Annotated in this window: 20 protein-coding genes; 16 read left to right on the forward strand and 4 right to left on the reverse strand. The window is 43.5% G+C overall.

Going from position 1 to position 22,405, the window contains the following annotated elements; genetic code table 11:
• The first annotated feature begins 93 nt into the window (after positions 1–93).
• A complete protein-coding gene (gene cls, locus AC3EBE_RS21655; protein ID WP_488597098.1) occupies positions 94–1,605 on the forward strand; it encodes a cardiolipin synthase in 1,512 nt (503 codons plus the stop codon).
• Between the two features lie 108 nt (positions 1,606–1,713).
• Here cls and ric read toward each other — a convergent pair whose 3' ends face one another.
• Positions 1,714–2,412, reverse strand: a complete 699-nt coding sequence (gene ric, locus AC3EBE_RS21660) for an iron-sulfur cluster repair di-iron protein (protein ID WP_488597099.1) — start codon at positions 2,410–2,412, stop codon at positions 1,714–1,716.
• Positions 2,413–2,688: 276 nt separating this feature from the next.
• On the opposite strand from ric, the gene AC3EBE_RS21665 reads away from it, so the two are divergent.
• From AC3EBE_RS21665 to AC3EBE_RS21680, 4 genes are all read left to right on the forward strand, one after another.
• Entirely contained in the window at positions 2,689–3,954 is a 1,266-nt protein-coding gene (locus tag AC3EBE_RS21665) for a molybdopterin molybdotransferase MoeA (RefSeq protein ID WP_488597100.1), read from the forward strand.
• Positions 3,942–4,481 (forward strand): molybdopterin-guanine dinucleotide biosynthesis protein B, encoded by a 540-nt coding sequence (gene mobB, locus AC3EBE_RS21670; protein ID WP_488597101.1) that lies wholly within the window; start codon positions 3,942–3,944, stop codon positions 4,479–4,481. Before AC3EBE_RS21665 ends, mobB begins: the two co-directional genes overlap by 13 nt.
• 160 nt (positions 4,482–4,641) lie before the next feature.
• Positions 4,642–5,070 carry a hypothetical protein gene (locus tag AC3EBE_RS21675; protein ID WP_488597102.1) on the forward strand — a complete coding sequence of 143 codons (429 nt, stop codon included), beginning with the start codon at positions 4,642–4,644 and terminating at the stop codon, positions 5,068–5,070.
• Between the two features lie 159 nt (positions 5,071–5,229).
• A complete protein-coding gene (locus AC3EBE_RS21680) occupies positions 5,230–5,943 on the forward strand; it encodes a YwiC-like family protein (protein ID WP_488597103.1) in 714 nt (237 codons plus the stop codon).
• A 37-nt stretch (positions 5,944–5,980) separates the two neighbouring features.
• Here the strand turns inward: AC3EBE_RS21680 and AC3EBE_RS21685 are convergent, their stop codons facing one another.
• Entirely contained in the window at positions 5,981–6,673 is a 693-nt protein-coding gene (locus AC3EBE_RS21685; RefSeq protein WP_488597104.1) for a Crp/Fnr family transcriptional regulator, read from the reverse strand.
• 225 nt (positions 6,674–6,898) lie between these two features.
• Here AC3EBE_RS21685 and argC point away from each other — a divergent pair, with 225 nt between their 5' ends.
• From argC to argF, 7 genes are all read left to right on the forward strand, one after another.
• A complete protein-coding gene (argC, locus tag AC3EBE_RS21690; protein WP_488597230.1) occupies positions 6,899–7,933 on the forward strand; it encodes an N-acetyl-gamma-glutamyl-phosphate reductase in 1,035 nt (344 codons plus the stop codon).
• Between the two features lie 11 nt (positions 7,934–7,944).
• Positions 7,945–9,180 (forward strand): bifunctional ornithine acetyltransferase/N-acetylglutamate synthase, encoded by a 1,236-nt coding sequence (argJ, locus tag AC3EBE_RS21695; RefSeq protein ID WP_488597105.1) that lies wholly within the window; start codon positions 7,945–7,947, stop codon positions 9,178–9,180.
• A gap of 22 nt (positions 9,181–9,202) precedes the next feature.
• Complete coding sequence (gene argB / locus AC3EBE_RS21700) at positions 9,203–9,967, forward strand: acetylglutamate kinase (protein WP_488597231.1); 765 nt, start codon at positions 9,203–9,205, stop codon at positions 9,965–9,967.
• On the forward strand, positions 9,964–11,118 hold the full coding sequence (argD, locus tag AC3EBE_RS21705) for an acetylornithine transaminase (protein ID WP_488597106.1): 1,155 nt from the start codon (positions 9,964–9,966) through the stop codon (positions 11,116–11,118). The genes argB and argD overlap by 4 nt, the downstream gene beginning before the upstream one ends.
• A gap of 74 nt (positions 11,119–11,192) precedes the next feature.
• A complete protein-coding gene (locus AC3EBE_RS21710; RefSeq protein WP_488597107.1) occupies positions 11,193–12,272 on the forward strand; it encodes a carbamoyl phosphate synthase small subunit in 1,080 nt (359 codons plus the stop codon).
• Positions 12,265–15,363: a carbamoyl-phosphate synthase (glutamine-hydrolyzing) large subunit gene (gene carB, locus AC3EBE_RS21715; protein WP_488597108.1), complete on the forward strand. Its 3,099-nt coding sequence runs from the start codon at positions 12,265–12,267 to the stop codon at positions 15,361–15,363. The genes AC3EBE_RS21710 and carB overlap by 8 nt, the downstream gene beginning before the upstream one ends.
• Positions 15,360–16,316: an ornithine carbamoyltransferase gene (gene argF / locus AC3EBE_RS21720; protein ID WP_488597109.1), complete on the forward strand. Its 957-nt coding sequence runs from the start codon at positions 15,360–15,362 to the stop codon at positions 16,314–16,316. Before carB ends, argF begins: the two co-directional genes overlap by 4 nt.
• Positions 16,317–16,412: 96 nt before the next feature.
• Here the strand turns inward: argF and AC3EBE_RS21725 are convergent, their stop codons facing one another.
• Complete coding sequence (locus tag AC3EBE_RS21725) at positions 16,413–17,225, reverse strand: undecaprenyl-diphosphate phosphatase (RefSeq protein WP_488597110.1); 813 nt, start codon at positions 17,223–17,225, stop codon at positions 16,413–16,415.
• A 155-nt stretch (positions 17,226–17,380) separates the two neighbouring features.
• Here AC3EBE_RS21725 and AC3EBE_RS21730 point away from each other — a divergent pair, with 155 nt between their 5' ends.
• Positions 17,381–17,560 (forward strand): YjzC family protein, encoded by a 180-nt coding sequence (locus tag AC3EBE_RS21730; protein ID WP_488597111.1) that lies wholly within the window; start codon positions 17,381–17,383, stop codon positions 17,558–17,560.
• Positions 17,561–17,674: 114 nt separating this feature from the next.
• Complete coding sequence (gene clpB, locus AC3EBE_RS21735; RefSeq protein WP_488597112.1) at positions 17,675–20,281, forward strand: ATP-dependent chaperone ClpB; 2,607 nt, start codon at positions 17,675–17,677, stop codon at positions 20,279–20,281.
• 68 nt (positions 20,282–20,349) lie between these two features.
• Here clpB and AC3EBE_RS21740 read toward each other — a convergent pair whose 3' ends face one another.
• Positions 20,350–20,541: a YjzD family protein gene (locus tag AC3EBE_RS21740; RefSeq protein ID WP_488597113.1), complete on the reverse strand. Its 192-nt coding sequence runs from the start codon at positions 20,539–20,541 to the stop codon at positions 20,350–20,352.
• Positions 20,542–20,767: 226 nt separating this feature from the next.
• Between AC3EBE_RS21740 and AC3EBE_RS21745 the strand changes: the two genes are divergently transcribed.
• Both AC3EBE_RS21745 and AC3EBE_RS21750 read left to right on the forward strand, forming a co-directional pair.
• Positions 20,768–21,505 (forward strand): alpha/beta fold hydrolase, encoded by a 738-nt coding sequence (locus tag AC3EBE_RS21745; RefSeq protein WP_488597114.1) that lies wholly within the window; start codon positions 20,768–20,770, stop codon positions 21,503–21,505.
• Positions 21,506–21,572: 67 nt separating this feature from the next.
• Positions 21,573–22,367, forward strand: coding sequence for a hypothetical protein (locus AC3EBE_RS21750; protein ID WP_488597115.1), 795 nt, complete (start codon positions 21,573–21,575; stop codon positions 22,365–22,367).
• Positions 22,368–22,405: the final 38 nt, after the last annotated feature.

A 22,405-nucleotide genomic window follows, 5' to 3' on the forward strand; every position in this document is an offset into this window, starting at 1 on the left:
TTCCGTTTCTGGACATACTATGTTTCCGGACAGGTGGATTTTGGGTATAAAACAACTCTAATATATCTTATCGAAGATTTGGAGATTGACTGAATGCTGAAAAGAGGAATTGAATTTTTATTTGTATTTATTTTGATAGCCTGTGTTTATATCGTATTGTTCACAGGATATGGCCAGGTGGTTAAAGGTGTCGCAATTACAGTTTATGCACTTATTATTTTTGTCAGCTTATATTCCTTGATGCTTGAAAACCGGTCGGCCCAGCATACCCTTATGTGGATGTATGTCATGATCCTTTTTCCAGTGGCCGGTTATTTCTTTTACCTGTTTTCAGGGCAGCTGTATTTGAAGGGATACCTATACAAAAGCAAACGAACGAAGGACCGCGATCAATGGGAAAGATTGATGCGGCAGGAAGAATCCAGGGATCTATCTTTTCTGACTGACAATCAGCAATGCTTCGCCCAGTATGCAAAAAAAGCGTCAATGACTCCGATTACAACAGGTTCAAAAGCGAAGATCCTGAAAAACGGGAATGAGACCTTTTCAGAAATCAAAAAGAAATTGAGACAGGCAGAGAAATTCATCCATATCGAATATTATATCTTCCGGTCAGACCGCCTTGGCAAAGAAATCATAGAGATTTTAATTGAAAAGGCTCAGCAGGGCGTCGAAGTACTGTTAATGTTTGATGCTGCAGGAAGCCTCAAATTTGCTGCTAAAGAACTGAAGCGGATGCATGACGCAGGCATCAAGGCCCGTCCATTTTCCCCGCTTAAATATGGTTTCTTTAATCAAAAGTTCAATTTCCGCAACCATAGGAAAATTGTTATCATCGATGGAGAAATAGGCTTTGTTGGCGGCTTGAATGTTGGCATTGAATACCTGGGCGAAGATGACAGCATCGGCTTCTGGCGCGATACCCATATGATGCTGACTGGTGAAGCGGTCTATACTCTCCACAATGTGTTCCTGCTTGACTGGGAATATGTCAGCGGCGAAAAAGTTCTTGAGGACCATAAGGCTGTTAAGAAGCATAATGATGATGGTGAACTGGATGGCGCTATCCAGGTGGTGGCAAGCGGGCCCGATACACAGCAAGGGATTATGAGTGACTTTTATTATACAATGATGTCCTGCGCTACTAAGTCCATATGGATCGCAACCCCTTATTTTGTCCCGGATGAAGCGATCCGGACGGCATTGAGAGTGGCGGCTGCCAAAGGAATCGAAGTCAGGATCATGGTGCCGGAAATCAATGACAGCTACCTGACACAGTATGCCAGCCGTTCTTACTTTTCAGAGCTTTTGAGGAACGGGGCTGAGATTTACTCATATAAAAAAGGCTTCCTTCACCAAAAGGTGATTATCGTGGATGGGAATATTGCCTCGATCGGGACTGCCAACATGGATTTGAGGAGCTTCCACCTGAATTTCGAAGTGAATGTGTTCCTGTTTGGAACGAGCTCGATCCGCGACCTGGTCGCGCATTATGAAGAGGATATGCACGACTCAGAAAAAATCAGTCCGGTTCAATACCATAAACGAGGGCTGGTAGAAAGGTCGAAGGAATCATTCGCCCGCCTGTTCTCTGGAGTTTTATAATGGTGACACTTAAGGCAATAGCGAGCTTTTTTCACAGGAAAGAACATCTAACCTTTCCTGGGTTAGAAGAAAGACCTCATCCAGTCTGGATGAGGTCTTTCAGCGGAATCAGGCAATATACCTTGGGAATAAAATATTGTTTTCGAGATGGACGTGCATGAAAGTGTGTGCTTCAAGGGCTTCCAGCCGCTTGTATACCAGCCTGTAAGTTCCGCAGGCATCCATAGGCGGAATGAAATCAGCAGTGATTTCCCGCAGTTCTTTAAGAATGGCACCTGCATGGTCATGTTCTTTTTCAAGCTCAGTGATTTCAGCTATGATCGCAGTTCTTTTTTCAGGATCGGCTCCATCAAGCTCCAGCAAGAGCGGGAATACGGTTGCTTCTTCTTTTGCGGTATGCTCAAGCAGTTCTTTCTTTAATTCATAATAAAGCTCATAAACCCGGAGCAGTTCTTGATGCCGGTCTCCGTGGACTTTTGAAACTTTAGTCACATAAGGACTCAGCAAGGACAATTCCTCTTCAAGCTCACGATGATATTTATTTTTAATATGGTCAATGAGTTCTTTTGAATCGGTTTCAGTCCAAACTTCCATGCTGTCGGGTGTACCATTGAGTTTTTTGAAAAGTTCTGCCAGCTCTGCCATCAGGGCAGGAATATCCACATTCTGTTCTGCTGCAGCTTCTGATAACGGCCGGTTGCCTCCGCAGCAGAAATCTAGGCGGTTCTTCTTGAATAAATCACTGGATTGAGGAAAGGAATTGACTATATCCTTAACTAAAGATGTTTCATTAAAAGGCATTTTCATATAAAAAACCTCCATATACTTAATCATATTGGTTACATATTCATCATAAAGGAAATGGATTGGCGGCTTGGTGACGTGCATCACACTTCACAAAATATCTACATTATTAAGGAGAATTTTATGAGAGAATATGTGAGGTTTGTTATGTCTTCACTTTTCCATTACTCTTATAATGAAAAGGGTATTTATTTCAAAAAAGCTGGTTCGCCTTTTTTCTAATTGGATTCTAGGCCGGGCAGTCAAAATAAGGTTTTATCTGAAACAGGAGCTGATTTCATGTTAGAGAAAAGAAATCCTATTGCGATTGGAGAAGCAGTGAAGAGAGTCATGGAACATAAGAAAGATGGCTCGACTGAATATGTTTCAATAAATGAAAGTTATGGAAGGTATCTCTCGGAAGACCTGAAGGCTACAAGTGACGTGCCGCATTTTGACAGGGCTCCTTACGATGGATATGCCATTCGGTCTATTGATACTCAGGAGGCTTCACAATCCAATGGAGTTGAATTTGAGGTTATTGACCATATTGGTGCTGGGATGCTGACACAGAAGGTGCTTGGGCCAAACCAGGCAGTCAGAATCATGACGGGCGCCCAAATGCCAGAGGGGGCTGACTCTGTTGTCATGTTCGAGTTGGCGAAGGAAATTGAACGTGATGGAAAAAAATATATGGAAACAAAGAAGAAACACAAAAAAGGGGAAAATGTCTCGTACCGAGGCGAAGACGCAAAGGAAGGAGAGGTGCTTGTAAAAAAGGGTACCTTCATCAATCCGGGAATCCAGGCAATGCTGGCCACTTTCGGCTATGCCAAAGTGCCCGTAGCTAAGAAGCCTGTCATTGGCCTCTATGCAACCGGCACCGAGCTGCTTGATGTAGATGAGCCATTGGAACCTGGAAAAATAAGAAACAGCAACTCATACATGATTTCTGCGCAAATCCTCAGGGCGGGAGCTGAAGTAAAGTACTTTGGGCAGCTGCCTGATGATTTTGATACATGCTTTGAGGCAGTCAGCAGGGCGATTGAGGAAGTTGATTTATTCATCACTACTGGCGGTGTATCGGTAGGGGATTATGATTATCTGCCAGAAATTTATGCAAAGCTTGGCGCGGAGGTTCTCTTTAACAAAGTAGCGATGAGGCCAGGCAGTGTAACAACCGTTGCCGAGCTTGGCGGAAAGCTTTTATTTGGTCTGTCTGGCAATCCTTCTGCTTGCTATGTCGGCTTTGAACTGTTTGCCCGTCCGATTATCAGGACAATGCTTTTCACAGAACAGCCGCACCTCAGAAAAGAAAAGGCGATACTTGATGCGAACTTTCCTAAAGCGAATCCGTTTACCCGCTTTGTGAGGAGTGCATTGACGATTCAGGATGGCAGGCTGATTGTCACTCCAAGCGGTCTTGATAAATCGAATATCATTATGAGCCTTGCCGGAGCAAACTCACTCATGATCCTGCCTGGAGGCACTAGAGGGTTTGAACAGGGAATGGAAGTTGAGGTCCTGATGCTCGAAGATCATACTGGCAGTGAATGGCCTTGGTAAAGCCGGTTATATTCCAGGTAGCAGGGTTTCAGAATAGCGGCAAGACAACGCTTATCCTAAAATTGATAGAGCGGTTGTCAGCTCTTGGCCTCAAGGTCGCGACGATTAAGCACCATGGACACGGAGGGAAGCCTGAGGTTTCGGATAGGAAGGATTCGGTACAGCATGTATCGGCTGGAGCAGCTGCTTCACTCGTAGCAGGAGAAGGCCGAATCATCATACAGGCTGAGCAAAAGGGATGGTCCCTTGAGGAAGAAATCGGACTTCTTACCTTTTTTGCTCCCGATGTGATATTGATAGAAGGATATAAGAAGAAATCTTACGATAAAGCAGTAATCATTCGCAATGAAGCTGATGTGGAACTCCTGCAAACCCTGGATGGAGTCAAGATCATCTTTTGCCGTGAGTCTGTATTAGCTGATAGGCTTAACGAAAGCGCAGTTCCGGTTTACTGCAATGCAGACGAAGTCGGTCTGACATGGATAACCAACTATATTGTAAGGCAGCTGAAGGCAGGCAATAGTTAATGGTGGTATTAGGGGAAAACCTGCAAAGGATTGATTGATTTACCAATAAAATCTTCTTATTTTGGACAAATTCGGCGACTTTTGTCACTGTCACATGGCATTCCCACAGTTAAAATGTTAGTGGGGCAAATGTTTGGGACTTTTGTTTGAGGTGAGAAAGATGGAACTGGTTCAAATCTTTTTATGGGTTGTCTATCCATATTCAGTAGCTGCCATTGTCGGAATGGGACTTGTGTGGCAATATGATTCAGCGGAGGACGATGGTGCAGAGTCGAAGTTTGGCCGATACCTAGCCTGCACAGTGAAAGCCCTTATGTTTTTAAGTACTGCGACAGGTATTGCCATCGTCCTGTCAAGCAGCATTTCAAATGAGCCGCTGCTGCTATTGCGCTTGCTGATCAGTCTTGCTCAGCTGCAGCCTGATATGGAGCTTGTCATGAATATATCCACTCTTTCGAAGGTCCACTTCATCGTTGTTTTTATGTTTTTGCTGAGTATGGCTTTTACGAAAGAAATATATTATCTGGTAAAGCCGCATCTATATGTGAAAAAGCTTTACCTGAAACTTCATTTTGAAAAAAGAAGCTGAATCTATTATGGTTCAGCTTTTTCCCGTTTTATCACTCAGCAGTTTTGACAGTTCCGTGTCGGTTCATTTTCATGTCTGCAAAATGTGATGTGTTTCACTTAATATCCTTAGCAGCTGTTTTATAGTGAAGGCAGGAACAGAAATAAGGGAGTGTAGAACATGAAATTATTCATGCCAAAACAGCACGGTGCCTGGGCAATGTTGATCATTCCATTCTGGCTTGGAGCAGCTTCAAGCGAATTGATCTGGCAGCATATCCCGTTTTTTATTGGCTGGCTTTTATTATATTTGGCGACATATCCGCTTTTACTGGTGTTCAAAGGGAAAAAGCTTGAATTTTATCGTAAATGGGCGCTGATCTATATGGTGCCTGCGATAGCATTTTTGATGGTTCCATTATTTACACAGCCAACAATTGTCTATTTTGGCTTTTCGATGATTCCCTTCTTTATATTGAACGCATATTTTTCTTCAAAGAACAAGGATCGGGCAATATTGAATGATTTCAGTGCCATTATCGTTTTTGCGATAGCAGGACTTGCCAGCAGCTTTTTGCCAGCTGGCACAATCAACCAGGGAGCAATCATAGTATTTGCAGCCTCTGTCTTATTTTTCACCGGCAGTACCTTTTATGTAAAGACGATGATCCGGGAAAAAAAGAACGTCAATTTCAAATGGATTTCCTGGGGCTACCACCTGCTGGTGCCGATTTTATGGCTCAGCTTTGGGGGAATAGCGTTAGCAGCTGCCATGATTCCCAGCCTTATCAGGGCTATTGCCTTTTATGGAAGACCGCTGTCTGTCATGAAGGTTGGAGTTTATGAGATCATGAATGCCGCCATATTCTTCATGATCATGATTTCAGCAATATAAAAAACGAAGCCCTTAGCAATTCTTAGGGCTTCGTTTTTTATTCTATATTACAAATTTCAATCGGACAGTTTTCACAATCAATCTCTCTTTTAAGCTGGTTCAGTTCCAGGACAGTGATGTAGCCTTTGTCGATTGAAATAATGTTATTCTTTCTCAGTTCACTCAGCAGCCTGTTGACGACCTCGCGCGACGTTCCGCAGAAGTTGGCAAGCTCCTGATTAGTGAGTGACACATTGATTTTTATTCCGTCCCCTGTCATTATTCCGTAACTGTTCACTAAACGAATCAGCGTTGAGTATAACGCACCTTTTTTACCGTGAAGGACAAGGTCCCGGAATCTTGTATGCGATTTGCGGTGCTGCAGGGAAAGCCACTTGACTACTTCCAGTGCCAAACCGTGGTCTTTGGCGATTTCGGTTTCAAGTTTGTCCTTTTGGATTACTGCAACAGTACCGCCCTCTGATGCCAGGGCATTTTGGATGTGTTTTGAGGCAGAGCTGAATAATGATAATTCTCCAACCAATTCACCAGTAGAGCACATCCTGATCGTCAACTCACGCCCATCAGGAACCATCTTGCTGAGCTGGAATTTTCCGCTTTGAATAATATACAGTTCATTTGCGGGATTTCCTTCCTCGAAAAGGTATGCCCCTTTTTCAATCATTCTTAATCTGTGGATTCTTTCGAACAGTCTATTCAGGTTTGATGACAAAGAAAAAGCAGCCTGCATCTTGTTTCTCCCACCTTAATACGGCGGAATCATACTCCTTACCGTATAAAATATTAATATTAGTATATTGTAAAGCATATTAATTCTTCAATAAAATTGTGAATTGTTCACATATTGTTAATATTTCTGTTGCGTTTTGAAAAATGAGTTCTTATAATAAGAAGAACATTATTAATAATTATAAATTCAAATGATTATTTATACATTTAAGAGAGGAGGAGAATGGTGAAGTCAGCAATCATCGGTACAACAGGATATGGAGGGGGTGAGCTGATTCGCCTCCTTGCCAGACATCCTTATTTAAAGATCCATTCGATACATACCACCAGAGATGAGAAGCCATTATCAGAGGAATTTCCCCATCTGACCGGTATTGTGGATCAGCGGCTTGTGCAAATTGATACAGACAGGATTGCAGATGAAGCAGATGTTGTCTTTCTGGCGACTCCCACAAAGGTTTCTGGCAATCTTGTTAAAAGCTTTTTACAAAAAAATATTAAGGTGATTGATTTATCCGGAGATTTAAGGCTGAAAAAACCAGATTTATATAAAGCATGGTATGGGAACGAGCCGGTTTCAGATGAGATTCTTGAAAGTGCAGTTTATGGATTAAGTGAATGGAACCGTGAGAGAATAGCCGATGCTGATATTTTAGCGAACCCGGGCTGTTATCCGACGGCAGCACTTCTCGGCCTTGCGCCGCTGATGACTGAAAAATTGATTGATCCAGGAAGCATCATCATTGATGCCAAGTCCGGGGTTTCAGGGGCAGGCCGATCACCGTCGCTCGGAACAATGTACGCAGAGATCAATGAGAACTTTAAAATATATAAAGTAAATGAGCATCAGCACATCCCGGAAATTGAACAGCAGCTTGGAATCTGGAATGAAGACCAGGTAAATATCACATTCAGTACCCATTTGCTCCCTATTACTCGTGGAATCATGGCCACTATGTATGTCCAGTTAAAAGAAGAAATGGAGACTTCAAGACTGCTAGAAATATATGAACAGGCATATCACAACCAGACATTCATAAGAGTAAGGAAACAGGGGATTTTCCCTTCTGTAAAAGAAGTGAAAGGCTCGAATTATTGCGATATAGGTATGCATGCTGACCCGAGGACCGGGAGGCTGACCATCGTGTCCGTTATTGACAATCTTATGAAAGGGGCTGCAGGGCAGGCTGTCCAGAACGCCAATATTATGTTTGGCTTCGAGGAAACAGCTGGACTTGAATTGATTCCCCTGTATCCATAAAGGAGGAAAACATGTACCAGGCAATACAAGATCATAAGCAGATAAAAGAAATCCCTGATGGCGGTATCCTGAATCCAAAAGGCTTCCAGACAGGCGGAGTCCATGCGGGTCTTCGCTATAACAAATTGGACTTGGGAATGATTTTCAGTGAAACTCCAGGAAGCTGTGCGGCTGTATACACTACAAGCCACTTTCAGGCTGCACCATTGCTGGTTACGCAGGAAAGCATCGGGCAGGAAGGAATCCTGCAGGCTCTAGTTGTCAATAGTGCTTGCGCCAATGCGTGTACGGGTGAACAAGGCTATCAGGACGCATTAAAAATGAGGTCATTGGCAGCTGCAAAACTGGGTATACCCGAGCATCATGTCGCAGTTGCTTCTACCGGCGTTATCGGTGAATATTTGCAAATGGACAAAATTGAAGCTGGAATTTCCAAACTTGTTTTGGGGAATATGAGTGAGCAGGCAGAAGCCTTTCAGACAGCCATTCTTACGACAGATACAGTCATGAAGCAGAGCTGTTTTACTGCAGAAATTGACGGCTGTACCGTAGTAATGGGAGGAGCAGCAAAAGGATCCGGTATGATCCATCCTAACATGGCGACGATGCTTGGCTTTTTGACAACAGATGCTGTGATTGAAAGTGGACATTTATCAGCTGCATTGAAGGAGGTTACGAACACTACCTTCAATCAAATAACGGTTGATGGCGATGTTTCCACAAACGATATGGTGCTTGTAATGGCAAATGGTGCTGCAGGAAATAAGGCGCTGAATCCAGACCATCCAGAATGGCCAGTATTTCTGGATTTGCTGAAAGAAAGCTGTGCCAGCCTTGCGAAGCAAATAGCAAAGGATGGCGAAGGAGCAACAAAGTTAATTGAGGTATGTGTTGACGGGGCTATGTCGAATAAGGAAGCCGGCATCATTGCCAAGAAAATCGCCGGATCGAACCTTGTGAAAACAGCAGTATATGGAGCAGATGCAAATTGGGGAAGAATCATTGGCGCAATTGGCCAGAGCCAGGCTGTCGTGAATCCGAAAACAGTAGATATTGCGCTTGGATCCATCCAAATGCTAAAGGGAAGTACGCCAATCTCCTTTGACGAGGAACAGGCGAAGGTGTATCTGATGGGAGACAAGGTGCAGATATTTGTAGACCTGCATCTGGGAACAGGGCATGGTATGGCATGGGGCTGTGATCTCTCATATGATTATGTGAAAATCAATGCAAGCTATCGGACATAAAGGGGCGAATCAATTGAAGATTGTGGTCATTAAGTGTGGCGGGAGTGTACTCGAGGAACTTACAGACGACTTTTTTGATAGCCTGACAGATTTAATCGATAACGGCTATCATCCTGTTATTGTCCATGGCGGTGGACCAGCCATCAACAGATTGCTGGACTTGTATAAAATACCGACAAGATTCATCGATGGCTTGAGGGTTACTTGTGAGAAAACGATGGAAGTTGCAGAAATGGTCCTATCAGGGCAAACCAATCGCCAGCTGTGCGGAATACTTAGCAGAAAAGGATTTAATGTCCTTGGCATTAATGGCAGTGACGGAGGATGCCTGCAGGGGACCTATCTTGATCAGGATAATCTAGGTTTTGTTGGCACTATAACTACTGTCAGGACTGAACTGATTTTCATGGCCATCAATAACGGATACATTCCCGTCATGACGCCAATTGCTGTGGCAGAAGATGGTGGAAGGCTGAACATCAACGGGGACTATGCAGCGGCGGCAATTGCTAAAGCCCTGAAGGCGGAACGATGTTCTTTTGTCACAAATGTAGATGGTATTTTGATAGATGGTGAAATTGTCAGTCAGCTGACGGACCAGGATGTGGAAGATTATATTGCTGATGGAAATATTTATGGCGGAATGGTGCCAAAGGTGAAGTCAGCATTGGCTGCAATTTCTGCAGGGATGGAAACCGCAATGATCATTTCCGGAAAAAAGCGATTCTATAAACAGGGCAGCTGGCTTGGAACGTCTATAGCAGCTGCAGAAAGGATAACAAAATGAGTTCTTTATTCCCCACATATCAGCGCTGGGAAATCGAGCCTGTAAAAGCTGCTGGTGCAGTCCTTTATGGAAAAGACGGGCGTGAATATCTCGATTTCACCTCTGGTATAGGTGTTTGCAATCTCGGGCACCGTCCTGAAAAAGTTGAGAAAGCTGTGAAGGAACAGCTTGAGTTATTTTGGCATGTTTCGAATCTGTTTCCGCAAAGCATTCAAGAGGATGCTGCTACAAAGCTTGCCGAGGCAGCTGGCATGGACCATGTGTTTTTCGCCAATAGCGGAGCGGAGGCAAATGAGGCTGCTATTAAGCTCGCCCGAAAAGCTACCGGAAGGACGAAAATCATATCATTTTTGCAGTCTTTCCATGGAAGGACATTCGCTGGAATGGCCGCAACAGGGCAGGATAAAATCAAGCAAGGGTACGGAAGCATGCTGGAGACCTTTATCCATCTCCCCTTCAATGATTCAGAGGCATTTCTGCAGGAAATAGGTGCTGATACTGCAGCTGTTTTGATTGAAATAATCCAGGGCGAGGGCGGAATCCATGTTGCAGAAACTGAATTCATTAAAAATGTCGAGGCAGCCTGCATGGAAAATGGTTCTCTGCTAATTATCGATGAAATCCAGACAGGAATAGGCCGTACTGGAAAGCCATTTGCATTCCAGCATTATGGTATTCAGCCGGATATCATCACCTCAGCTAAGGGTCTGGGCAGCGGGCTGCCGATTGGAGCAGCAGTTGGCAAAGCTGAGTTGAAGGAATTCTTTGGTCCTGGCAGCCATGGTTCTACCTTTGGCGGCAATCCAGTCAGTACAGCTGCCGCAGCAGCAACAATGGATATTATATTCAATGAATCATTTTTAAATGAAACAGCGGCCAAAGGTAAGTACTTATTTGAACTGCTGCATCAAAAGCTTAACAGCCATGAATACGTAAGGGATATCCGCGGGCTGGGAATGATGGCAGGAATCGAAGTGACGATTGCTGTGCAGCCGATATTGGTTTCCTTAAGAGAAGCGGGACTGATTGCCCTTCCTGCCGGCGAAAATGTCATTAGGCTGCTTCCGCCATTGAATGTTACCGAAAATGAGATCGAAAAGGCTGTTAATATAATTGAAGAAGCCTTGAGAAAAGTTTCTGTTACGGTATAGTGCTTATTTTTTTTAATAGTCAATGCATAAAAATTAGATTATATAAATAATTATTCAAAATGGAGAGGTGTCGAATGGAAGGATATCTGCATCTGGCGGACGGCAAAACATTTCAGGGAAGGCTGCATGGGACTCTGACAGAAGCCGGCATTGCCGGAGAAATTGTTTTTTTTACTGGAATGACAGGCTATCAGGAGGTTCTAACAGATCCTTCCTACAAAAATCAAATCATCGTTTTTACTTATCCACTGATTGGGAACTATGGAATTAACGCAGAGGACTTTGAGAGTAAAAAACCACATGCTGCAGCGGTAATCGTATATGAGGCAGCAGACTCGGCCTATCATTACGAAGCAGAGCATTCCTTTATTGATTATTTAAAGAAATGGGAGATTCCCGTCCTTGAGCATATTGATACAAGGGAGCTTGTCAAGAGCATACGTCAAAATGGAACGATGCCTGCAATGTTATCTGCTGAAGCAGGAATTGATTTCAGCTGTGACACACTTGAAAGCCTGAAGGTGAAGGAGGTTTCCGCCAAGAGTCCAAGAACAATCGGCCAGGGGGATACACATATCGTCCTGATTGATTATGGCTTTAAAAAATCGATTGCCGATTATCTTGTAAGTCATAATTGCCTCGTGACAATCGTGCCCTATGATTATAGCTTCAAAAAAATTGCCGAATTTAAGCCAGATGGAGTTCTATTATCAAATGGACCCGGGGACCCCAAGGAGTTATCGGCTTATCTGGAAGGAATTAAAAAAGTGATTGAGCATTATCCTGTTCTAGGTATCTGTCTGGGTCACCAGCTGACTGCTTTGGCCCTTGGCGGTAATACAAAGAAAATGCTCTTTGGCCATCGCGGTGCAAATCAGCCGATTTATGATGTGGCTGGCAAACGGGTCTTCATGAGCTCGCAAAACCATAGTTACGCAGTAGAACCAAACAGCCTTCATGATACTGGACTGAAGGTGCGCTTTTATAATAAAAATGATCAATCGATCGAGGGCCTTTACCATGAGAGACTGCCGCTTCTGACTGTACAATTTCATCCAGAGGCTAGTCCGGGGCCGGAAGACAGCACATTCATTTTTGAAGAATTCATCCAGACAGTCAAATACAATAAGCGGAGAGAAGTCAGCTATGCCTAAGGATAAAAGTATCAAATCAATATTAGTTATCGGATCAGGACCCATTATCATTGGCCAGGCGGCAGAATTTGATTACGCCGGAACCCAGGCTTGCATCGCTCTTAAGGAGGAAGGGTATAGGGTCATCCTTTTAAATAACAATCCAGCAACAGTCATGACCGACCATGTTTTTGTCGACGAAGTCTACTTTGAACCGATGACCGTGGAAGGTGTCGAAAAGATCCTCAAGCTTGAAAGGCCTGATGGAATCCTTGGTACAGTTGGCGGCCAGGCAGGACTGAACCTGATTTTTAAGCTGAGTGAACAAGGTATCCTCGAAAAATATAATGTTAAGGTACTGGGGACATCTGTCAAGAGCATCAAACAAGGGGAAGACAGGGAAGCGTTCCGGAGTCTGATGCATGAATTAAAGGAACCTGTTCCAGAAAGTGAAATTGTAACCCAGCTGGAAGAAGCGACTGCCTTCGCAAGCCGTATCGGCTTTCCATTGATCATCCGCCCTGCATATACACTTGGGGGCACTGGCGGTGGCATCGCCAAGTGTATGGAGGAATTGATTCAGCTTGTAAAAGGCGGATTGAATGAAAGTCCAATTAATCAATGCCTGATTGAAAGGAGTATAGCCGGTTTCAAGGAAATCGAATACGAAATGATGCGGGATGCTGATGGAACCTGTATTGCTGTGTGCAATATGGAAAATATCGATCCAGTCGGCATCCATACCGGTGACTCCATAGTTGTGGCTCCTTCACAAACGCTCACCGACAGAGAGTATCAAATGCTAAGAACAGCGGCAGTTAAAATCATTTCCGCCCTGGGGATCGTAGGGGGCTGCAATATCCAGTTTGCCCTGGATCCTGATAGCAAAAATTATTACTTGATTGAAGTCAATCCAAGGGTCAGCCGATCATCAGCGCTTGCATCAAAAGCTACAGGCTATCCAATTGCGAGGATGGCAGCAAAGCTTGCTGTAGGCTACAGCCTTGCTGAGCTTAAGAATCCTGTTACGGGAAATACGTTTGCAAGCTATGAACCAGCGCTTGATTATGTAGTCGTGAAGCTGCCGAAATGGCCGTTTGAACAATTTCCGCAAATCGACAGAACATTAGGGACGCAAATGAAAGCAACCGGTGAAGCAATGGCAATGGATCGCAGCTTTGAACGTGCATTTTTAAAAGCTGTCAGATCACTAAACCTGAAGGCACTTGATTTAAAGATGCCAGCTATTTCAAATTATTCAATCGGCCAGCTATATGAACTCGCTGCGAGACAAACAGACCAGAGGATTTTTGCTCTGCTTGAGCTAATCAGAAGGAATGAAGATATTCAAATCATGCATGACAAGACGAAGATTGACTTATTCTTCCTTGCGAAATTCAAAAATCTCATTTATATGGAACAATTGATTGAAGCGCAAGAGCTCTCAACAGTTACTGCTCGCGACCTAAGTTTGATAAAGGAAAAGGGCTTCAGCGATAAGTATCTTGCTGAAACGTGGAAGGTTAAAGAAGAGGAAGTCCGCAGTCTGCGCAAAAAACATGGTATTATCCCTGTTTACAAAATGGTCGATACATGTGCCGCCGAATTCGAGTCAGCCTCCAATTATTTCTACTCCAGTTATTTCGGGCATAACGAAGCACCAGGACCGAATGGAAAGCGGAAGGTCCTTGTTATTGGCAGCGGCCCGATCAGTATTGGCCAGGGGATTGAATTTGATTATTGTTCCGTTCATGGTGTCTTTGCTTTGAAGGACGAAGAGGTTGAAACGATTATGATCAACAATAATCCGGAAACAGTCAGTACGGATTTTGCCATTTCCGACAGATTGTATTTTGAACCACTGACAATCGAAGATATCCTGAACGTGATCGATCATGAAGGCATAGAAGAGGTCATTGTCCAGCTTGGAGGCCAAACGGCATTGAACTTGGCAAAGGATCTTGAAAAAGCCGGTATCAAGCTGCTTGGAACCAGCTCGTCAACCATTGACTTGTTTGAAGACCGGGATCAATTCTATCAGCTGCTTGACCAGCTCGATATTCCACGTGTTCAGGGAGAAATGGCATCAGACAAACAGGAGTTATTGAAGGTGATTGAAGAATTGGGATATCCTGTCCTAATTAGACCTTCATATGTGATTGGCGGCTTGAACATGGTCGTAATTGATAATTCCGAACAGCTCAACTCACTCCTGGATAAAGATGAAATCCAGTATCCAATCCTTGTCGATCAATATTTGCGGGCAAGTGAAGCCGAGCTCGATATTGCTTCCGATGGAAAGCATGTTCTGATACCTGCCATCATTGAGCATATTGAAAAAACTGGTGTGCACTCTGGCGACAGTTTCTGCATCATTCCTGCTCAGAGCTTTTCATCAGAAGTAAAAGAGAAGATGGTTGCCTATGCAAGAAAAATCGTGCAGGCCATCAATTACCAAGGGCTGATGAACATTCAATTCATTGTTAAGGAGCAACAGGTATTTTTGCTTGAAATCAACCCTCGGTCAAGCAGGACAATGCCGATTGTTAGCAAGGTAGCGGGTGTTGAATTGGTAGAAAAAGCGACAAAAATATTGCTCGGGAAATATTCATTGTCGAAGGATGAACTGATCCTCGATACTGACAGCCCAATTCTTTGTGTGAAACATCCAGTCTTTTCAAACTTTGCATTAAAAGGCCTTGATGCAAAAACCGGACCGCAGATGATTTCAACTGGTGAGGGTATCAGTATTGGATCAAAACTCGAAGAAACTCTGGCAAAAAGCTTCCATTCAATCGGAGGGAAGGCATTCAATGGCATAATCGCTTATACAGAGGAATGTGAACTAGCAGAACAGGCCAGCTCCATTGGAATAACGTTTGTTAATTACGAATATATCGATGACCCTGGAAAGGTAGCGGCATTGTTTTGTCCTGGCAATACAGCTAGAGACAGAGACGCTAGAGAATGGGCAGTAAAGAACCGAAAGATCATATTGACGCAAAAGGAAACATTGGAAGCATTGATAAAAAGTACATCCATCGAGGAGTGGGATGTTAAATCATTGTCTGCATGGCACGAAAATATGAGCAAGGGAGTGTTGGCGAAATGACCGCATTGCAGCAGCTAGAGCTTAATTTAAAAGGAAAGGACCTTTTGACCCTGGCAGATTTGGAACCCGATGAAATTACGGGACTCATAGAAAAAGCTGTGGAATTAAAAAAAAATACATTAAATAAAAAATTTGACCAGCCGCTAAAAGGTAAAATATTAGGCATGATTTTTGAAAAATCGTCAACTAGAACGAGGGTTTCCTTTGAAGCGGGGATGATCCAGCTTGGCGGCAGCGCTCTATATCTCAATGGCAGCGACCTTCAGCTTGGCCGTGGAGAAACAATCGCTGATACAGCCCGTGTTCTTTCCCAATATGTGGACGGAATTATGATCAGGACCTTTTCCCATGCTTCAGTAGAGGAACTGGCAGAGCATGCAACAGTGCCAGTCATTAATGGGCTGACTGATTTATACCACCCTTGCCAGGCGCTTGCTGATTTGCAGACAATTTATGAAAAGAAGGGTAAATTAAACGGACTTAAATTAGCCTATATCGGAGACGGCAATAATATGGCGCATTCCCTGATGGTCGCCGGGACCAAAATAGGCCTTGATATTGCTATTGCTGCACCAGAGGGATATTTCCCGGATATGGCTGTGACAGAAAAATGTTCAGCATTCGCGAAGGAGAGCGGAGCAAAGCTCACTATAACCAATTCGCCTATTGAAGCTGTCAAGAATGCGGATATCATTTATACGGATGTATGGACCAGCATGGGCCAGGAAAGTGAAAATGAGCAGAGACTCAAGGATTTCAGTGATTTTCAAGTTAACGAAGACCTCCTCACACACGCGAAAGAGGGCTGTCTCTTCATGCACTGCCTGCCTGCCCATCGAGGAGAGGAAGTAACAGCAGGCGTGATTGATGGCGGTCATTCTGTTGTATTCGAACAGGCCGGCAATCGCCTGCACGCACAAAAAGCACTATTGGTTGAGCTGCTTAAGGATTAGGAAGATTTCATAAATAGGAACTGTTATGGCTTATTATTACTGAGCCAAGTAATAAGCATTAGAAAACCGGCTGTGCATTGCGACAGCCGGTTTTTATTATGAAAAGATGAGAACCAGCGCCCCGACAATAAAACAATAAACAGCAAAATATTTCAGGTTGCCGCGCGCCATAATATTCATGAACCATTTTAAAGAGAAATAAGATGCAATCAAAGAAGAAACAAACGCTAAAAGATATGGCAGTGCCAATTCCCTAAGATAAGGGTCTTTCAGGATATCGGAAAATCCGAGGATCATTCCGCCGGCACTAACCGGAATATACAACAGGAATGAGTATCTTAATGCTGTTTCCTGCTTCATGCCAAGGCTCATTGCCGCAACAATCGTGGCGCCTGAACGGCTTATTCCGGGGATTAATGCAATCGCCTGGGCCAGGCCGACAATGAGGGCATCCCGATAGCTCAACTCCCCATCGCTTTTTCTGCCCCTCATGTTCCTTATCATCCATAAAGCAAAACCAGTCACAATAAGAGTGATGCCGACTGTTTTGATCGAAGCCAGATTCTCCTCGATAAAATCGCCAAACAATACACCAATTACACCTGCCGGAATGGTACCGATAATGAGATAGATGATGAACATGAAATCCTTTTTCGCTTCCGGGCTTCTGCTCTTAATATACGTTAAACCATTAACAATTAAACGCATTATATCATCTTTGTAAACCAGCAGGACGGCGAATAGTGAAGCGGTGTTTACCAGCAGGGCGAAGCTCATTCCCTCTATTTCCAATCCAAAGAAATGCTCGGCAATTTCAAGATGGCCGCTGGATGATACAGGTATAGGCTCTGTAATTCCCTGGAAAAGGCCTAAAAATATGTACTTCAGCAAATCGTAAAGTGTATCCATTTTTTACCTCCAAACAATCTTGTCAACACATACTAATTTAACGGAAAACGCTGCTTTATGAAAGGATAAACATCTTTCCAAATGTTTTATTAAATAGTTTGCTGAGTTGAGCAGATAATAAGAAAGCCGGAATACTTATAAAGGAGGAAGGCAAAATGGGACAGAATCGACAATTCCGCCCTGGTCAAAAAGCTCCAAATAATGGTTTTTACATTGAAATAGGGGAGACTGGCAGCAATGTCAATAATCCGCAAAAACTAAAGCTGAATGCTGGAGACAGATTCCCGGAAACATCGAATCATAATCGTCTGTGGTCATATGCAAGAAAACCATGATCCGGCAATCGCAAATACTTTGACATGAAGCCATCCAATACGGATGGCTTTACTTATTTGGAATTTTTTATATAATAATAGTAAAGGTCAAAAATGGTCAAAGGAGTGATTGCGTTGGATTTGAATAAAATGACGGAAAGCCTGCAGAAAGGTTTTATGTCCGCGCAAAGCCTGGCTGTTCAACATGATCATCAGGAAGTGGATGATGCCCATCTTTTTGTTGCGTTATTAGGACAGGAAAATAATCTGGCAAGTACGCTGCTTTCCGGTTTAGGTTTAAGCATTGACTATATTAAGGAAGAATTAACTAAATCCCTATCAAAAAAACCACAAGTCATGGGAAGTGGCGCTGAACAAGGGAAATTATATATAACATCCTCTCTCCAAAGGGTTTTGGCACGGGCTGAAAAGGAAATGGAACCTTTTGAGGACGAGTATATGTCAGTCGAACATATTTTGCTTGCTGTGCTGGAGACTACTCAATCTGTATCAGGAGCAGTGCTGAAACAGCTCGGCTTAACAAGGGAACATTTATTAACAAGAATCAAGGAAGTTAGGGGGAACCAAAGAGTGACTTCACAAAACCCGGAAGCAACTTATGAGGTATTGAAGAAATATGGACGCGACCTTGTGGAAGAGGTGAAGGCTGGCAAGGTCGATCCTGTTATCGGAAGGGACAGTGAAATCAGGAATGTCATCCGCATCCTGTCCAGGAAAACCAAGAATAATCCTGTTTTGATCGGTGAGCCAGGAGTCGGGAAGACGGCTATTGTTGAAGGGCTCGCGCAAAGGATTGTCCGCAGGGATGTTCCCGAAGGCCTGAAGGACAAAACGATTTTCGCTCTTGATATGAGTGCTCTGATTGCAGGCGCGAAATTTCGCGGCGAGTTCGAGGAGCGTCTTCAGGCAGTGTTAAATGAGGTAAAGAAGAGTGACGGAAGAATCCTTCTGTTCATTGATGAATTGCACACAATTGTCGGGGCTGGCAAGACAGAAGGAGCTATGGATGCAGGCAATATGCTGAAACCGATGCTTGCCCGTGGGGAGCTGCATTGCATCGGTGCTACGACCCTTGATGAGCATCGCAAGTACATTGAAAAGGATCCTGCGCTAGAGCGCAGATTTCAGCAGGTACTTGTACAGGAACCTGATGTTGAGGATACCGTTTCTATTTTAAGGGGATTAAAGGAAAGGTTTGAGGTCCATCATGGAGTAAATATCCACGACAGGGCACTGGTAGCAGCTGCGACTTTGTCTGACCGTTATATCACAGACAGATTCCTCCCGGATAAGGCAATTGATTTAGTTGATGAAGCGTGTGCGATGATCAGGACAGAAATTGATTCGATGCCTTCAGAGCTTGACGAGGTTACAAGAAGAGTCATGCAGCTTGAAATTGAAGAGGCTGCACTTACAAAGGAAAAAGATGATGCCAGCCGTGAGCGTCTTGAGGCATTGCGGGAGGAATTGGCGAACCTCAGGGAAAATGCCAATGAAATGAAGGGTCGATGGCTGAAGGAAAAGGAAGGCATCCAAAAGGTACAGGAAAAGCGTGAACAATTGGAAAAGCTGCGCAGAGAACTTGAAAAAGCCGAGAATGATTATGATTTGAACAAGGCAGCTGAATTAAGGCATGGAAGCATTCCAGCTCTTGAGAAAGAACTCAAGGAACTCGAAATGGAAGTAAGTTCGAATTCCGGTGACAGGCTTCTGAGGGAAGAAGTGACAGAGGATGAAATTGCTTCGATCGTTGCCCGATGGACAGGCATACCAGTCATGAAGCTGGTAGAAGGTGAGAGGGAAAAGCTGCTTAAGCTTGAAAGCATTCTTCATGAACGAGTAGTAGGGCAGGAAGAAGCAGTATCACTCGTTTCAGATGCAGTATTAAGAGCCAGGGCAGGAATTAAAGATCCCAATAGGCCGATTGGTTCATTCATTTTCTTAGGTCCGACTGGAGTAGGGAAAACAGAGCTGGCCAAGACTCTTGCTCAATCACTATTTGACAGTGAAGAGCATATCATCCGCATTGATATGTCCGAGTATATGGAAAAACACGCAGTATCACGACTGATTGGGGCCCCTCCGGGATACGTGGGTTATGAAGAAGGCGGACAGCTGACTGAGGCAGCGAGAAGGAATCCATACTCAGTTATCCTGCTGGACGAAATCGAAAAGGCCCATCCAGAGGTATTCAATATCCTCCTGCAAATGCTCGACGATGGCCGTGTGACTGACTCCCAGGGCAGGGTCGTTGACTTTAAGAATACGGTTATCATTATGACATCAAATATTGGCTCACATTTCCTTCTTGACCGTCAGAATGGAGCTGATGAAATATCCACCGAAACGAGAGAACTTGTCATGAACCAGCTGAGAGGGCATTTCCGTCCGGAGTTTTTAAACCGTGTCGATGAAATCATCCTGTTTAAGCCGCTTGCTCTGAAGGAAATTAAACTAATAGTAGAGAAATTGATCAAGACCCTGCAGGAAAGACTTGCTGATCAGCAAATCCAGCTGTCAATCAGTGACCAGGCAAAAGAGTATCTTGCAGAACACGGCTTTGATCCGGTATATGGTGCGCGCCCGTTAAAACGCTTCATTCAAAGAAGTGTTGAAACAAAACTGGCAAAAGAAATTATTGCAGGAAGCATCAAGGAGAGAAGTTCTGTGGCAATAACAGCGGAAAATGGTGAAATACAGCTAAGGATAGATGGAGCTTAACTCTTGTTCAATCTTGAAATAACATGAAAAAAAGTCATCCTGATGGATGACTTTTTTATGTAATAAACTTAGTGAAGACCGTGCTTTCCCTCAGGCTCATTCGGCAGGATTGCAGGAAGAACAAGGATAAGGATGGTCGCAACAATCGCAATGATCGTACCGGTGTTCAAATCAAATTTTACTCCCATCATAGAACCAGCTACGTAATTTAGCATTTGTACTAAAAGGAAGGTCCAGAAAAAGGTCCAAAAATAGCGCATAATTTTCACCTCTTGCCTTTTTAAATCTTTTATCATCTTAACATAAGCCATATCAATTATAAATGAATTTTAAATAAATTGAAAAGCGTTTTCAGCAAATTCCTCTGTATTTTTTCTCCCTTGTTTGCGGCTGGACTTAAAAGAGAGAAAAATGGGCAAAGCCCCGTTCATTTCTTAATAAATAACATACAGTAATATGAATAATCTGTAGGAAGGAGTTGGTAATATGGAGAGCCGGAACTTTATACTGGATACCGAGTGGAATATGATTCATTATCCTGAAAAACCAAACGGTTTCGGTATCCTCGTCATTGGAGATGAAAGGCATTTTGTTAACAGCAAAGGCAGCTTCTGGACTCAGAATGAAGGAAAACGTTCATTGTTGAGCAAATGGAAATCTGGTGGCTATACAATTTTTTACTCGAATTTATATGGCAGGCATTGGGGAAGCCGGAAAGCCGTGGACCTGGCCATGAGGCTTTGCAGCCATATCATCCGGAATGAGATTTTGAATGGTTCATTCCATGTAGTGGCAGAAGGTATGGGCGCGCTTGTTGCCTTGAGGCTGTTATCCCAGCCTGATTGCAAAATCAGATCACTGGTTTTACTAAATCCGATTTTCTCCTTAAGCACCCATCTCGAACAGGAGAAGGAGAACAAGTTTTTTTATAAAAAACTCGTTGCTGAATTGGAAAATGCATATGAAATGAAAATGGAACAAATTATAGAAGCTTTTTTAACGGATGAAACAGAGGCTATGCTCAAGCGGGATGTACCGGTTAAAGTCATCCATGTATTAACAGGAAGCAGGTCCTATAAACAGTCCAAAATCATAAAGGAACTTTCGGAATCATGGGAGAAAGAGGATTACCCTGTTACGATAAGCTATATCCTTCCAGAAAAAAAGCAGCAAGTTGGAGACCAGACAATTCATTTCTTCGCAAAACATGAGCATGTCCTTTGATTCGCCGCAAATATTTTTCATCGCAAGTTCATAGGATACAAGAGAGTATTTGCAAGGGGGAATTAATATGGAAAGGGCGGCAATTCTCGGAGTATATGACTATATTGGCTATGGTTTGTGCAAGCACTTGCTTGATCGTGGAATCGAAATTGAAGGCATTGACCTTTCAAATATGTCGAAGGATTATTATGCAGAAGAAAAACGCATGGAGATTGGCAGGAACGCAAATTTTATAGAGGTTCCCTATAAAGAATGGAATTGCTCTTCAGGAGCAGAAGTCGCTTTCGTTTCTCTTTTTGAGTACTTTCAGGATCAAAAAAGCAGATTTGGGGATGAAATGCTTTTTCAACTGCCAGGATCATTGGAAAATATGCGTACAGTCCTGATCCTGCCAGCATACCTGGCAAAACAACATACTGATAAACGTTTTCCTGAAAGTAAAATTAATGATGTAACCGAAATTTACCTGCCGACTATTTACGGACCATGGCAGCCAGAAGATTTTTTCTTTCAGCGTGTTTTAAATTCCCTCGAAATTGGCGGAGGGATCCCGGAGGCGGAAAAATGGGAATGGACGGCTGATGCTATTTATATAGATGATGCTATTCGTTCCATTGTAAATCTGGCAGAATCCGAGCAGCCTGGCCGCTTTTTATTATCGAGCGGGACAGAGCAACGGTGGCAGAAATGTGTCGAGGAATTGCTTGGGAAATCAGCCCTTAAATATAGGGGAGCGTTCTCAGGAGTCCATGAGCTGCGGGAGTCTATAAAGATGTTGAAGATCGATGGAAATGAAGAAATCAGCAAAGGCTTGTTTAAGCAAAAAGAACAATACAGCCGGATTCTGGAAAGCCGGGTTTGAAGGAATTTTAGGAAATTACTTTTCAAAGCTATACGCCA

The sequence above is a fragment of the Mesobacillus sp. genome (assembly GCF_057785455.1).